General features: G+C 50.8%; 12 protein-coding genes. 8 read left to right on the top strand and 4 right to left on the bottom strand.

Annotated features, from left to right (window positions below; genetic code table 11):
* Window positions 1–75: 75 nt before the first annotated feature.
* Window positions 76–405 carry a hypothetical protein gene (locus tag GK091_RS15840; RefSeq protein WP_164040130.1) on the top strand — a complete coding sequence of 110 codons (330 nt, stop codon included), beginning with the start codon at window positions 76–78 and terminating at the stop codon, window positions 403–405.
* 349 nt (window positions 406–754) lie between these two features.
* Entirely contained in the window at window positions 755–3,547 is a 2,793-nt protein-coding gene (locus tag GK091_RS15835) for an ATP-binding protein (protein ID WP_164040128.1), read from the top strand.
* Between the two features lie 116 nt (window positions 3,548–3,663).
* Here the strand turns inward: GK091_RS15835 and GK091_RS15830 are convergent, their stop codons facing one another.
* The 4 genes from GK091_RS15830 to GK091_RS15815 form a co-directional block, all read right to left on the bottom strand.
* The gene (locus GK091_RS15830) at window positions 3,664–4,041 is read right to left on the bottom strand and encodes a hypothetical protein (RefSeq protein WP_246202238.1); all 378 of its coding nucleotides are present in this window, start codon (window positions 4,039–4,041) and stop codon (window positions 3,664–3,666) included.
* Between the two features lie 270 nt (window positions 4,042–4,311).
* Window positions 4,312–4,668, bottom strand: coding sequence for a nuclear transport factor 2 family protein (locus tag GK091_RS15825; RefSeq protein WP_164040126.1), 357 nt, complete (start codon window positions 4,666–4,668; stop codon window positions 4,312–4,314).
* 117 nt (window positions 4,669–4,785) lie between these two features.
* A complete protein-coding gene (locus GK091_RS15820) occupies window positions 4,786–5,208 on the bottom strand; it encodes an EamA family transporter (protein WP_164040124.1) in 423 nt (140 codons plus the stop codon).
* Between the two features lie 4 nt (window positions 5,209–5,212).
* On the bottom strand, window positions 5,213–5,443 hold the full coding sequence (locus GK091_RS15815; protein WP_164040122.1) for a hypothetical protein: 231 nt from the start codon (window positions 5,441–5,443) through the stop codon (window positions 5,213–5,215).
* 372 nt (window positions 5,444–5,815) lie between these two features.
* On the opposite strand from GK091_RS15815, the gene kaiC reads away from it, so the two are divergent.
* The 6 genes from kaiC to GK091_RS15785 all read left to right on the top strand — a co-directional run bounded on the left by kaiC (window position 5,816) and on the right by GK091_RS15785 (window position 13,734).
* The gene (gene kaiC, locus GK091_RS15810; RefSeq protein WP_246202237.1) at window positions 5,816–7,519 is read left to right on the top strand and encodes a circadian clock protein KaiC; all 1,704 of its coding nucleotides are present in this window, start codon (window positions 5,816–5,818) and stop codon (window positions 7,517–7,519) included.
* 19 nt (window positions 7,520–7,538) lie between these two features.
* Window positions 7,539–7,832: a circadian clock KaiB family protein gene (locus GK091_RS15805; protein ID WP_164040120.1), complete on the top strand. Its 294-nt coding sequence runs from the start codon at window positions 7,539–7,541 to the stop codon at window positions 7,830–7,832.
* Window position 7,833: 1 nt separating this feature from the next.
* Window positions 7,834–8,160, top strand: coding sequence for a circadian clock KaiB family protein (locus tag GK091_RS15800; RefSeq protein ID WP_164040118.1), 327 nt, complete (start codon window positions 7,834–7,836; stop codon window positions 8,158–8,160).
* The gene (locus GK091_RS15795) at window positions 8,157–9,461 is read left to right on the top strand and encodes a sensor histidine kinase (protein ID WP_164040116.1); all 1,305 of its coding nucleotides are present in this window, start codon (window positions 8,157–8,159) and stop codon (window positions 9,459–9,461) included. Before GK091_RS15800 ends, GK091_RS15795 begins: the two co-directional genes overlap by 4 nt.
* A gap of 137 nt (window positions 9,462–9,598) precedes the next feature.
* Window positions 9,599–13,231, top strand: a complete 3,633-nt coding sequence (locus tag GK091_RS15790) for a PAS domain S-box protein (protein WP_164040114.1) — start codon at window positions 9,599–9,601, stop codon at window positions 13,229–13,231.
* 98 nt (window positions 13,232–13,329) lie between these two features.
* A complete protein-coding gene (locus GK091_RS15785) occupies window positions 13,330–13,734 on the top strand; it encodes a response regulator (protein ID WP_164040112.1) in 405 nt (134 codons plus the stop codon).
* The last annotated feature ends 197 nt before the right edge of the window (window positions 13,735–13,931 follow it).

Genomic DNA, 13,931 nt, shown 5'->3' with positions numbered 1-13,931 from the left:
TTTATTTGTTATATCGTACAAGTAAAATACAGTAAATTCTTATTTTTGTAGGCAGTAAACAACAAATTGACTGTTATGCAATACTACCTTCGCTTCCTGTGTTATGACGGCCCTGACCGACACACAACCAAACAAATTCACCCTGATATTCCGATTGACGAGCCACCCAAATGCAGTTATGGTCAATCGGTTCGTATAGGTAATACGGACGACGATCCAGCGACCTGGCCCAAATACAATGTGGCCCATATTCCTCACATGCAGCAAATAACGGACCCCGCCGACAGTGGAAAGAATGCGCTGCTAGTTGAGCTATTTCTGGCTCGTTATGAAGAATGGCCCCAGTTTATCTTTCCTAAAATGGTTTTCGAGCCAATCGGGAGTGAAAATCAGGAGGCCGCTTAACCTGATACTGCGCCCGCAGTGACGAGCCTGGTCATCTTTTTCTAAATAAGTAAAAATACTCAGAAAACTATCTGAGTATTTTTGTTGTTGGATGGTGTGTACAAGTTGGATAGAAAAGTACTGTTTCTGTTGATAAATTTATATAATTAACTTAACGGTAACTATAATTGTAAAAACAAATGTCTAGTTTTATGACAAAGTAGCCATGGCATTCAAATGCCTGAGAAATATACGATTTGTTTATGTAATCGTGGAAAAATTACAAATGCAGGACAGCTTATTTAATCGATGTTATTGTCTACTTAGTAAGCAGAGCGACTACGACCAGAGAGAACAAGTCGTAGCGACGATGCCGTATGCTACGAACAAATCGAAGCCCTTGCTGTCTGTACAGGCGATTATACTGGTATCACTTGCGTTAACGCTGTTTCTGGTAAACCTTTTACCGGCGCAAGCTGGGGGACAGCTACCACCTGTTGCAAAAAAGGGCGTCCTTGACCTTCGACACGTAAATTTTGCACAACAGGAGGTGGACCTGACCGGCGAATGGAACGTATATTGGAAGCAGTTACGAACGCCCGGTGAGCCAGCGTTGCCGGTAGATTACACGACATTTCCGCACCTTTGGTCGTCCGTTACTGGGCAAAAATCAGGTCTTTCCAGTCAGGGTTTTGCCACGTACGCGCTCACGATTCTACTGCCACCCCGGTCGGCTCCGCTCATGCTGGAAATACCCGATCAGTATACCGCCTACCGACTGTTCGTCAATGGCGAGGAACTGGCGCATGATGGGAATCCCGCAGCTACGCCAGCGGCCACAATCCCTTACTGGTCAACTCAATTGATTCGTTTGCCGACCTCGGGCGACACCCTTCAACTCTTGTTACAGATTGCTAATTTCCAGCATGCCAAAGGAGGTTCGGCAAAAGCCATACGCATTGGGGAGGTCAAACGAATGGAAGTTGATCTGGCCACGGACTGGGCGCTGGATCTGCTGCTGACCGGCTGTATATTCATGACCGGAATGTTCTTTCTGGGTTTATTTGGGTTTAGCCGAACCGATCGGCCCATGCTCTATTTTGGCTTGTTTTGTCTGCTTTATAGTTACCGGATCATTGGTACGGACCAGTATGTACTGCACTCGTTGATGCCCAGCCTTCCCTGGGTACTGACCATCCGGCTCGAATATAGCTCGTTGTATCTGGCCATTGCAGTCTTTGTCATTTACACCCAGTATCTATATCCCAAAGACACCGACAAACGCGTGACCACCGCTATGGTTTGGGTATGTCTGGCGTTCGCGGCAACGGTTGTGGTGTTGCCAACGGTGTGGTTTACCCGGCTGATGGACCCTTTTCTGGTATTGATGGTCACGTATATCGGCTATGCTCTATACGTGTACTGGATAGCCGTGCGTCGCAAACGACCCGGTGCCCGGTATACGCTGATGAGTACCGGCTTGCTGCTGGTTGTTTTCAGTCTGATTCTGGGTCAGTATTTCGGCCTGGCTACCCCCGTCAAGACCGCTTTATTTTTCGGGTATATCGGTTTCTTCTTTTTGCAGTCGCTGGTTTTGCTGTTTCGCTTCGATTTCGCACTCAATGAAGCCCGGCTGACCGAAAAACAGTTCCTGGCAAATATGAGCCACGAAATACGGACACCGCTAAATGCCGTTCTGGGCTTTTCCAACCTGCTCGAAACAACGGCCTTAACGCCGGAACAGAAAGAATTCAACGGGTATATTGGAACGGCAGGCAAAAACCTGCTGACAATCGTGAACGACATTCTTGACATCGCTAAAATTGAGTCGGGGATGATGCCGCTGGAAACGATTCCCTTCAGCATTCCGTCGCTGGTCGATTCCATACGAACGATGCTCCATGCAGCCGCCAGCGACAAAAAAATTGCGCTGACGGCCGAGGTAGATCCCACGATACCGCCTGTACTGCTGGGCGATCCGACTCGACTGACGCAGATTTTATTGAACCTGATGAGCAACGCGATCAAGTTTACCAAGCAGGGCAGCGTGCAAGTACGGGTTGAAAAAAGTAAGGAAACCGCTGATTCGGTACGGGTTCGGTTTATCGTGCAGGATACGGGCATTGGTATGGCTGCGGATGTATTACCGCATATTTTTGAACGCTTCCGGCAGGCCAACGATTCCACCACCCGACAGTATGGCGGCACCGGATTAGGCTTGAGTATTGTCAAATCACTAGCCCAGCTACAGGGCGGGTCGGCCAACGTGACGAGTGTTCCCGGCGAAGGTTCCTGCTTCACCGTCGAGATTCCCTATCGAATTGCCAAAAACACGGCGGATCAATCGCTTGTCACCAGAGTAATGACCTGGGGAGCCGAGGGGCGGGCGCTGCGTGTTTTGGTGGCCGAAGATAACCTGATGAACCAGAAGCTGGCGCTTGGGGTACTGAATCGATTGGGACATACGGCCCACATTGCCGAAAACGGGCAGCAGGCGATCGAATACCTGGAAACGAATACGTATGATCTGGTACTGATGGACATTCAGATGCCCATCATGGACGGGTACGCGGCTACCCGACACATCCGAACGGTTCTCCATAGTCAGGTTCCGATCATTGCCATGACGGCCCATGCGTTGGCCAGCGAACGGGAGCAGTGCCTACAGGCTGGTATGAATGACTTCCTGTCCAAACCCTTTCAGCCCAGCGAATTACAACAACTGCTGCGCAAATACATAGCAAGCGCGCCATTGCCGGATGAGCAGCCCGAACCCGCTCCTGCGTGTTCAGCCCCGTCGAGTGCCTTTTCGATGGAACCGCTGATGAAGGCGGTGGATGGTGATGTATCGTTCGCGCTGGAACTGCTGGAGGTGTTTTTGGAGCAGACCCCACTCCAGCTGGCACAGATTCGGCAGGCGCTGGCCAGTACTGATTTGCCGACAATAGGCCGGATCATTCACGCGCAGAAAGTAGCCATTAAAATGTTTGGGCTCGACGAAGCGGTTCTACAGATCAAGGCCCTAGAAAGCCTACTACCGGCTAAAGTGCCTGTGAGCGAAGTGGCAGCTGTTGTTCACCAGTACCTGTACACGGTCGAAGCCGAGCTGCCCGCCATTCAATCGGTAGCGGATACGATGATGAGCCAGCCACCTACCGATTAGTGTCTATCCTTGCCTTGACCTCAGGGCTTATTTTACACGCAACATGATCGCCATAAACCGAAGAAGCCCAACGGGTGTCGGGCTTCTCGGGTAGTGCAGGTGTCGGTGAGTGCGTATCAATTCATGGCCACGACACGGCTTGTTTGCTGGACAGGCTGCGTAGACAGGTTCAATTGCTTCTTGATGCTACCTTCGTCCGATTTAACTTCCAGTTCATACTGCCCGTCAGCCAGTGCATCGACATTTAACTTGGCAGCATACGTAACGTCTTTTTTACTGATGTTCTGTTGAAAAACGACAAGATGCTGGGCGTCACGCAGCAGTACGACAACGGGTACGCCGGTTGTTTTGCTGACGGCTATCCGGATTTGATTGGTATTTGTGATATAGGCGCTCGCGTCGAATGACAATGATTTTGGCGTGGTTGGATTGGTCAGGGTGACAGCGCTCATCAGGATCGAAACAGCCAGTTTGCTCATTAGGGGTAGTAACATGGTAGTCGTTGCGTTTAGTGATTTTGTGTATGGTTATTTACCGTTGATCACTACTATCCAAAGTGTGTGCCAATAACTAGTTTCGCTGATTGTCAGTTAGTTGTTTATCGTGCCAACCATCAATACTGTCCGCATCTGGACAATCGCTGTTCACTTGCGGACAACGTAGCGGACACATCTGGGTGCCGGAAAACGTATCGGGAATTGGAAACAGGTTGCCGACAATCCGGTATGAACGGGATTGCTTCAGTCTGTGATGCGTCGCTGTCACTACTGACGACGGATGTCCATTCGCCTGATCAACCCATCGTCTAGCTGATAGACATGCTGAATCTGCTCATCCACCAGTAAAACGCCCGTTTTATCGTGGACGACCTGATGGATATCGACAATCACTTGTCCTTCCTGATCGACCACAATGTGGAGGGGCTCTACCCGCGGGTTCAGCTGCTCCCACTGCCGTAGCCAATAGGTTCGTATCGCTTCGTGACCGGTCACCCGGCCGCCTTCCCAGCTGGCAGGCCAGTCTACTTCCGGGTGCATTGTCGCCAGGGTTTCATCAATCGCGCGGGCGTTAAAGGCTGCATAAGCCGTAATCAATAAGAGTCGATGGTCGGGGTGAGGCATGGGCAGGGAGGTTTAGTTTGCCCACAAAGATCGACACGATGGCCCGAGTTGACTGTCGGTTTTCGTTGAGATCGTATCGGAATAAATTGATAACCAGTACTATACTCGGGGGAATTACTACTTGCGGGCCAGGGCAATGACGACTGCGCCAATAGCCATAAGAGTCGCTCCGGCAATAACCTGCCAGTTTATCTTCTCTTTCAGAAAAACGACGGCCAGCAGGATGGAAAATACCAGTGACACCTTGTCCAGCGATGAAACGCGGGCGGCATCACCCAGTTTCAGCGCCCGGAATGACAGCAGTGACGAAACGCACGTGACGACCCCCGCAATTAGGAGATAAATCCAGACCCGGCGCTCGATGCGGGCGACATCGGAGAAGTTTCCCTGACCAATGACGAATCCCCAGGAGACTAGAAAAATCAATACGGACTGAATGGCAAACGCCAGACTCGAATCAACGTTCTTGATACCCGCCTTTGACAGCGTGACGACAATGGCCGATGCAACAGCGGCTAATAATGAGAAGAGTATCCACATAGGTTTACGAACGGGCCAATCTGTGGTAATCAACTGGCTGTAGCGATTGAAAGTTATGGTAACGAGCAGAAAGATTAGACCCCGGCCCATTTGCATTGGGTGGATCAGTTGTGACCAGCCGTACAGGAACCAGGCTCAGGTCAGGCAGATCAGTTATGAGGTAGGAATGATGATACGATTCAGCGCGGGGAGTAGGCTCAAAGTCGGTCAGTGATCGACTGTTGTAAATAATCATGGCATCACGCGAGCGATCGCTACCGTAGGTAATTTGATGTAGGTAATTGGCTTTTTTTAAATGTACTTGTGCAAGTCGGTATTTATTAAAAATAATAACTTTTAGTTTGTGAAAAGGCGATAATGTATAATAAAGAAAGCGATCTTTGACAAGAAATGGCTAATCTCCGGTGCATATGGGCTTCGTCGCACGGAAGCAGATTGACAGGGCAGAATGCCTTGTTACTCCAACTATTCCGTACCTTTAGCCGTAGTATGGCAGCTACTGCTCGTTCGTAGCGGTGGGTATGAATGCAAGCAATCAGTAGAATCAGTTCATCAACACGATTCGTATTCAGTGTCAGACGTTTTCTGTACATAAATTAGCCTGGAGTTGACTAATAAATCTGATAAATTGAAACCGTTGCCCAAATCGCTGAGCGGGATTGCGGGCCTGGATGAAATAACAGGAGGAGGGCTTCCTGAAGGTCGGCCAACACTCGTCTGTGGTAGCGCTGGCAGTGGGAAAACGTTATTCTCCGTCGAATTTATCGTTCGCGGGGCAATGGACTTCAATGAGCCGGGGGTCTTCATGGCTTTCGAGGAAAAAGCGGATGAACTGGCCCAGAACGTAGCCTCGTTAGGGTTCGACCTGAACAAACTCCAGCGTGACAAGCTCATCAAGTTGGACCATGTTCGTATTGAGCGAAGTGAAATCGAGGAGACCGGCGAATATGATCTGGATGGCCTGTTTATCCGGTTGGGCTACGCTATCGATAGCATCGGCGCCAAACGGGTAGTGCTCGATACCATTGAAAACCTGTTCTCCGGGTTGTCTAATCAGGGAATTCTGCGGGCCGAACTGCGACGCCTTTTTGAATGGCTCAAAGCTAAAAAGGTGACGACTATCATTACGGGAGAACGGGGCGACGGCACCCTGACACGCCACGGGCTGGAAGAGTACGTGTCGGACTGCGTTATCTTGCTCGATCATCGGATCAGTAATCAGATTTCAACCCGGCTCCTGCGCATTGTCAAGTATCGGGGTTCCGTACATGGTACGAACGAATATCCCTTCCTGATCAATGAAAGTGGGTTTTCGGTGCTGCCGGTTACGTCCCTGGCGCTGGATCATCCGGTGTCGTCAGAACGGATTTCGTCGGGTATTCCGTCGCTGGACAAGATGCTGGAAGGGAAGGGCTTTTTCCGGGGAAGCAGTATCCTGGTTTCGGGTACTGCCGGTACCGGTAAAACAAGTATTGCCGCTACGTTTGCCAATGAAGCCTGCCGGCGAAAGGAACGGTGTATCTTTTTTGCGTTCGAGGAGTCGTCGCATCAGATCGTTCGCAACATGCTTTCGATTGGCATCGATCTCAAGAAACACATGGACGATGGCTTGCTGAAATTCCAAGCATCCAGACCGACGCTCAATGGCCTGGAAATGCATCTGGTCACGATTCACAACGAGATCAGGAAATTTAAGCCATCGCTCGTTATTCTGGACCCGATTACGAACCTGATCACGGTCGGTTCGGTCAGTGATGTGAAAGCGATGCTGATCCGGCTCATTGACTTCCTCCAGGCGGAGCAAATTACGGTTATGTTCACGGCGCTTTCGCTCAACAATATCGTGAATGAACAGACCGACGAGGGCGTTTCGTCGTTGGTTGACGCGTGGTTGCTGGTGAGAGATATCGAAAATAACGGCGAACGAAACCGGGGTATGTATGTGATGAAGTCTCGCGGTATGAAGCATTCCAATCAGGTGCGGGAGTTTGTCATTACGGACAAAGGATTGAAACTGGTCGACGTGTATTTAGGACCGGAGGGCGTGCTGACGGGTTCCGCGCGCGAAGCGCAGCAACTCCAGGAAGAGACCGGTATTGTTTTGCGGGAAAATGCCGTTAGCCGGAAAGACCGGGAAATTGAACGAAAACGATTGGTGCTCGAGTCAAAAATTGCGGGTCTGAAAGAAGAATTTGAATCAATACAGGACGAACTGAACAAGACCTATATCGAAGACGAACTGCGAAAAGATGTTATGGCAAAAAATCGGGAGCAGATAACCCGTAGCCGGCATAACGAGCAACCTGAATGAGTAGTCTAACCAAACGTGAATGAAAACAAAAGAAGAAATATGGGAGTTGAGGCTCTACATTGCAGGCAATACAGCCAAATCCCAGACAGCCCTCACCAACCTGAAAAAATACTGTGAGGAGCATTTGAAGGGTAAGTACGTCATCGAAGTAATCGATTTATTGATAAAGCCACAACTAGCCGAAGGTGACCAGATTCTGGCCGTACCGACGCTGGTAAAAAAAGTACCTGAACCCATCCGTAAGATCATCGGTGATTTATCGAATGAAGAAAAAGTGCTCGTTGGCCTGAATATTCGTCCTGCAAGTAAATGAAATGACTGAGCCATCACTACCAGAAGAAGCTGATCCAGGTGGCGAAGGCCAGCACTACGTCCTGCATTTATTTGTAACGGGGGCCTCTCAAAACTCAACGCGGGCGATCATGAATGTCAAGCATATTTGTGAGCAGTACATACCGGGGAACTATTCGCTGGAGATCATCGATGTCTATCAGCAAAAAGGATTGGCCGAGCGCGAACAAATCATTGCCTTGCCCTTGCTGATCAAACGGTTTCCGCTGCCTGAACGACGATTGATCGGCGATCTGTCAGAAACAAAAAAAGTGCTTGAAGGACTAGGAATTTCTGCTCAACACGAATGAACGGGGGTAAAACATATGAGGAACTGCTCGCCGAAAATGAACGGCTGCGTTGGCAACTCGACGAAGCTACGGAAACGATACAGGCCATTCGAACGGGCCAGGTCGATGCGCTGGTTGTTGAGGGGTCTAACGGCCATGAGCTGTATACACTGAAGACATCCGATTATACCTACCGGATCTTCATCGAAACCATGAACGAAGGGGCGGTAACACTGAATAAAGATGGGCTTATTCTGTACTGCAACTCGACCTTTGCCTCTATGGTGGACTTGCCCCTGTCGAAAGTTATTGGTCTGGCGTTCGATCAGTTTGTCGCCCCCGACTGCAAGCGTGAGTTCGATTCGCTGTTTAGTAGCGGGTGGGGCAACAACCGGAAGATTGAATTTACGCTGCGCAGCACCGCCGAAAAGCAGGTGCACTGTCAGCTTTCGGCCACGGCGATCGAACTGGATGGCGGGTTGTGTCTGAGTATGGTTCTGACGGATCTGACAGCACAGAAGGAAACGCAGCAACTGCTGAAAGTAAACAACCAGCAACTCGCAAAAGCCAATACGGCCCTTCAGATCAGTAATCAGGCGCTAAACCGATCGAACGACAACCTTCAGCAGTTCGCTTACATTGCCAGTCACGATTTGCAGGAGCCGCTCCGAAAGATACAGGCGTTCGGCGACCTGCTGAAAACAAAACACACCGCTCAGCTGGGCGAAGGCATCGATTACATCGAACGGATGCAGTCGGCTGCCAGCCGAATGTCAATTCTGATCAAAGATTTATTAACCTTTTCGCGCATTTCCATCCAGCCGGAAACTACGCTTCCGGTACCGCTTTCCCAACTCATCGACCCGATCCTGACGGATCTGGAAATGGCAATCGACGAGTCGGGAGCCGTTATTGACCTGGAGCCGTTGCCTACCGTTTCCGGCGATCCGTCTCAGTTACGGCAGCTCTTCCAGAATCTGATCAGTAACGCGATCAAGTTCCGGCGGTCCGATGTTTCTCCGCACATTCGGATAGGGTCGAAATTGCTGGCAGCCAGCGACTTGCCCAGTTCCGTTAAGCCAACCCACGAGGCTGCTTCGTATCATCGGATCGACGTACAGGACAATGGTATTGGCTTCGAAACAAAATATCTGGACCGGATTTTTCAGGTCTTCCAGCGCTTATACGGGAAAAATCAATATCCGGGTACTGGAATCGGGTTAGCTATCTGTGAGAAAGTAGCGGCTAACCACGGCGGAGCCATAACCGCAGCCAGCCAGCTGGGTGAAGGAGCCACATTCAGCGTCTACCTGCCTGCCTAAGCGTTGCTTCCAAAACCCATATACATAGGTAGGGCCAGAAGATCAGGCACATACCACAAAAAGGCGCGGGGTAAGCCCTGACCGATGCCGACCAAATTCTGATTAATTAGTAACTTGCTGGCTCAATTCCAGTAACGATGACTGATCCAGATTCACCGGTTGACAAGATCAATGCCGCACGTTTAGAACGGGTAACCACGGCCATCCAGGCTGCCGGTATTGGTATATGGGAAATGAATCCCATCCATAAACTGGTTTACCTGGACGATTGTAGCCGAGTGCTGTTCGGTGGTCTGCCGGATGGGATCATTTCCTTCGAGCAGCTACTGACGTATATTCACCTTGATGAACGTCAAAAAGTTCGCCAGGCCGTAGAACTGGCGTTGACCGCTCCGATGGGCGGTTCATACGAGATAGCGTTCCGAACGATCAATCCCGAAACCGGTCAGGTACGCTGGCTTTACAGCAAAGGCAGTGCGCATTTCGATCGCGATGGACAACCTGATCGGTTCTTGGGTACTGTGCAGGATCGTACCCCGACCGGTTGGGCCCAGACCAGTCGGGATCGAAACGAAACGCTGATGTCGGAGAAGATGGCCGAGGTGGCGCTGGATAACGCAAACGCAGGCTACTTCCGGTATTCAATCCCCGACGACCGACTCGATTATTCATTGGGTTTTGCGCGGGTGATGACGGGGCTGGAGAGCCACGCATTGGCATATCAGGATTTTCTCGATCGCATTCATCCCGACGACCTGTTGATTCGTGCCAATGCCTTCAACGTGGCGGTTCAAACGGGGAGGCTGGACTACGAAGTCCGAATCGTATGGTATGACGATACGATTCACTGGATGCGGGCCAGGGGTAACTACCTCTACGATAAGTCGGGTAATCCCTATCTGCTTACAGGTACCGTCTATGATACAACGGCTGAACATTTGCAGCGGGAAGCCGAAGCGTTGCTGGTTGCGGCCTTTACCAATGCATCTGTCGGTATGGGCTTTACCGAACTCAATGGGCAGTTTATCACCGTCAACTCGGCCTTTACCGAGCTACTGGGCTACACGGAAGAAGAGCTGTACGCGACCACTGATCGGGCACTCACGCACCCCGACGATCGACCCCAGCACGACGAACCGATTAGGGAGCTGGTTGCCGGCAAGCGCCAGTTCGTTAACCTTGTCAAACGCTACATCCATAAAGACGGCACGATCCGATGGGCGGACGTTAATTTAACCCGGATAACGGGCAGTGTCGATAAGCAAGGGCGGATCCTGGAAACAGTACGCGATATAAGCGCCGAAATTGACAATCAGCAACTAGTAGCAACAAGCGGAGCTCTGTTCAGAAACGTGACAAACAGTTCACCCACGGGTCTGTGGTTGTCGGATGAAGCGGGTAGCCTGACCTATCTGAACAAAACGCTGGTCGACTGGAGCGGATTGCCGTACGAATCGCTCCTGGGTGCTGGCTGGGACAACGCCATTGTGGAGGAAGACCGGCTGATAAGTGCGCAAATCTTTCAGAACGCGGTAGCCGCCCGTGCTCATTACGATGTCATGTTCCGGCTAATCAAACGGGACGGTAGCGCCATGTGGTGCCGGGCCGCCGGTGATCCTTATTACCGGGAAGACGGTAGTTACGCTGGCTACGCTGGTTTTTGCATGGACATTGACGAACTGGTATCCGGACGTAGTGCCTTACAGGACAGCGAAGCTAAGTTCCGCTCATTGATCGAAGAAGCGCCGGTAGCCACCTGTTTGTTTGTGGGTCGCGATTTGACCATCGAGGTAGCGAATGAACCCATGATCGAAATGTGGGGAAAAGGCAATGCCGTGCTTGGTAAGCCACTGGCAGAGGCTATTCCCGAACTGGAAGGACAGCCTTTCCTGGCTATTCTGGACGACGTCTACACAACGGGAAAGACCTACACGGCTCAGGGCATGCGGGCCGATCTGGTCGTAAATGGTGTGCTGGGTACCTACTACTTCGATTATACATACAAACCCCTGTGCAATGCCGCCGGTGAGGTATATGCGATCATGGATATGGCGGTCAACGTGACCGAAGCGGTAAAGGCAAGGCAGGAACTGGAAGAGAGTGAGCTGTTCTCCAGGGATATTGTCGAAACTTCGCCCGTTGCTAAAGTTGTCTGCCTGGGTGCGGATATGATTATTCGGACGGTAAATGAAAAAATGCAGGCAATGCTGGGCCGTGACCGATCAATTATCGGTATGCCTATCATAGACGCGGTACCCGAGTTAAAGTCGACTCTCTTGCTGGATCGCCTTCGGCATGTATTCAGTACCGGGGAGACCTTTTACCAACCCGAAGAAAAAATCGATCTTATAAAATTTGGGCGACCCTATACTGGCTATTACAACTATACCTACAAAGCCCTTTACAACACAGCGGGTGAGCGCTACGGGATCATGATTACCGCCACGGAAGTGACCGATCAGGTGGTGGCCCGGCAGAAAGTAGAAGAAGCTGAATCATCCCTGCGCGGAGCCATCGAACTGGCGGAACTGGGTACGTTGCAGATCGACCTGAAAACCGGCAACCTGCTCTATTCCGACCGATTAAAGTATTGGCTTGGTCTGGAAAAAGAAGAAGCCATAACACTTCGGAAGGGGCTCAGACCTATCCGGAAAGCCGATCGGGTGATCATCCGAGACTACATTACAAAAGCAGTGACGCAGGGGAAAGAGGGAGCCTTTGATGTAGAATATACCGTAAATGCTACCTCGACAAGTCGGGAGCGCATCTTACACGCGCAGGGTAAAGCGTTTTTCAACGAAGAGGGCGAGGCCGTTAAAATTATCGGTACGGTACAGGATATAACTGAACAGCGGAAAATACAGATTGCGCTGGAAAGGCTTGTGCAGGAGCGCACCGAAGAACTGGAAGCGACGAACGAAGAATTAGCGGCTACCAATGAAGAGCTGGCCGCTACGAACGAAGAACTGGCCGAAGCGAATGAAGAGCTGGCCAAGTCCAACACCGGCCTGGCGGAATCTAACCAACTCTTAACCCGGTCGAATCAGAATCTGGAACAGTTCGCCTACATTGCCTCGCACGACTTGCAGGAACCCCTCCGAAAAGTGCAGCAGTTCAGCAGCCTCTTACGGGAGCAATATGCTGAGGTGTTGGGCAATTCGGGGAATGATTTACTACACCGGATGGAATCAGCAGGGTCGCGAATGTCGATGCTGATTCGGGATTTGCTGGCGTTTTCCCGTATTTCGACCCGGCAGGCACAGGCCGTTCCGGTGCCGTTGCGCCATGTAGTTGATTATGCGCTGGAAAATCTGGCGGTCACCGTTGAGGAAACCAACGCGCAGATCCGGATAGCACCTTTGCCCACTGTTCAGGGTGACGCGCTACAATTGGGACAGCTATTTCAGAATTTACTGGCCAATGCGCTTAAATTTAGCCAAAAAGATCGTGCAGGATATCGGATTATGCCCCAGATTACCATTCGTGCCCGCGAGATTCCGACCAGCGATCTGCCGCCTTCTATAAAACCATCCCGACAGACCTTGACATACCATCGGATTGAGGTAGCTGACAATGGGATAGGCTTTGACGACAAGTACGTAGACCGCATTTTTCAAGTCTTTCAGCGCCTGCACAACAAGAACGAATACGCGGGAACGGGGGTGGGGTTAGCTATTTGCCAGAAGGTGGTGATGAACCACGGAGGGGTCATTACGGCAACGAGTCAACCGGGTGAAGGGGCAACGTTCACGGTGTATTTACCGGTATAGCAGACCGATTATATAGACTTTGCCGCGAATTCAGGATTAATTGGTATGTTTGTTAGTTTTCCGCTAAAACAGGCTATACGAACCGACGCTTGATGTCCATGCCCACCGTGAATGTGCCCCGAGTTTGGATTGTTGATGATGATCAGGATGACCAATATTTGTTTCAGGTCGCTTTCAAGCGCCTTGTGCCCCCGGTAGACGTTAAACTTCTGAATGACGGAGAAGAATTGTTGCCGGCTCTGAATCAATGTGATACGCTGCCCAGTTTGATCATACTGGATCTCAATATGCCCCGGCTGAATGGTTTTGAAGCGCTGAAGCAGCTCCGGGCTGACCCTGTTTATGAGACTGTGCCCGTCGTTGTGTTAAGTACATCATCCTGGCATGGCGATCAGGAGAGGGCAATGCGTCTGGGGGCCAATGGGTTCCTGACCAAACCGCCTTCCATGGATATGCTTCTCGTATTATTTCGGGAGCTGGTACAGGATTGGCGACTAAGCTAAGCGGTCTGGCAAGAACCGGAGAATACCGCTGTAAAATAGCTGCAAACTGTACGAAGTAGGTATGGGTCTGGCTGGAGTTCCTGGCAGCCAGTGACCCGTTTTGGATTGACGTCACGCCGTCGATCGACCTTCATTCCTGGTCAATCCTGTCCGAATACTACGGTTCGACTACCTGCTGAATTGACGGTAGCCTGATC

The organism is Spirosoma agri (genome assembly GCF_010747415.1).
Lineage (GTDB): Bacteria > Bacteroidota > Bacteroidia > Cytophagales > Spirosomataceae > Spirosoma > Spirosoma agri.
The sequence above is the reverse complement of the archived record's forward strand: the minus strand, read 5'-3'. Positions and strand labels throughout refer to the sequence as shown.

Excerpts from the sequence above, each read along its gene's own strand:
- GK091_RS15840 (WP_164040130.1), top strand. The coding sequence starts at position 76 with ATGCAATACTACCTTCGCTTCCTGTGTTATGACGGCCCTGACCGACAC.
- GK091_RS15790 (WP_164040114.1), top strand. The coding sequence starts at position 9,599 with ATGACTGATCCAGATTCACCGGTTGACAAGATCAATGCCGCACGTTTA.
- GK091_RS15835 (WP_164040128.1), top strand. The coding sequence starts at position 755 with ATGCCGTATGCTACGAACAAATCGAAGCCCTTGCTGTCTGTACAGGCG.
- GK091_RS15805 (WP_164040120.1), top strand. The coding sequence starts at position 7,539 with ATGAAAACAAAAGAAGAAATATGGGAGTTGAGGCTCTACATTGCAGGC.
- GK091_RS15830 (WP_246202238.1), bottom strand. The coding sequence starts at position 4,041 with ATGTTACTACCCCTAATGAGCAAACTGGCTGTTTCGATCCTGATGAGC.
- GK091_RS15795 (WP_164040116.1), top strand. The coding sequence starts at position 8,157 with ATGAACGGGGGTAAAACATATGAGGAACTGCTCGCCGAAAATGAACGG.
- GK091_RS15815 (WP_164040122.1), bottom strand. The coding sequence starts at position 5,443 with ATGATTATTTACAACAGTCGATCACTGACCGACTTTGAGCCTACTCCC.
- GK091_RS15825 (WP_164040126.1), bottom strand. The coding sequence starts at position 4,668 with ATGCCTCACCCCGACCATCGACTCTTATTGATTACGGCTTATGCAGCC.
- GK091_RS15785 (WP_164040112.1), top strand. The coding sequence starts at position 13,330 with ATGCCCACCGTGAATGTGCCCCGAGTTTGGATTGTTGATGATGATCAG.
- GK091_RS15800 (WP_164040118.1), top strand. The coding sequence starts at position 7,834 with ATGACTGAGCCATCACTACCAGAAGAAGCTGATCCAGGTGGCGAAGGC.
- GK091_RS15820 (WP_164040124.1), bottom strand. The coding sequence starts at position 5,208 with ATGTGGATACTCTTCTCATTATTAGCCGCTGTTGCATCGGCCATTGTC.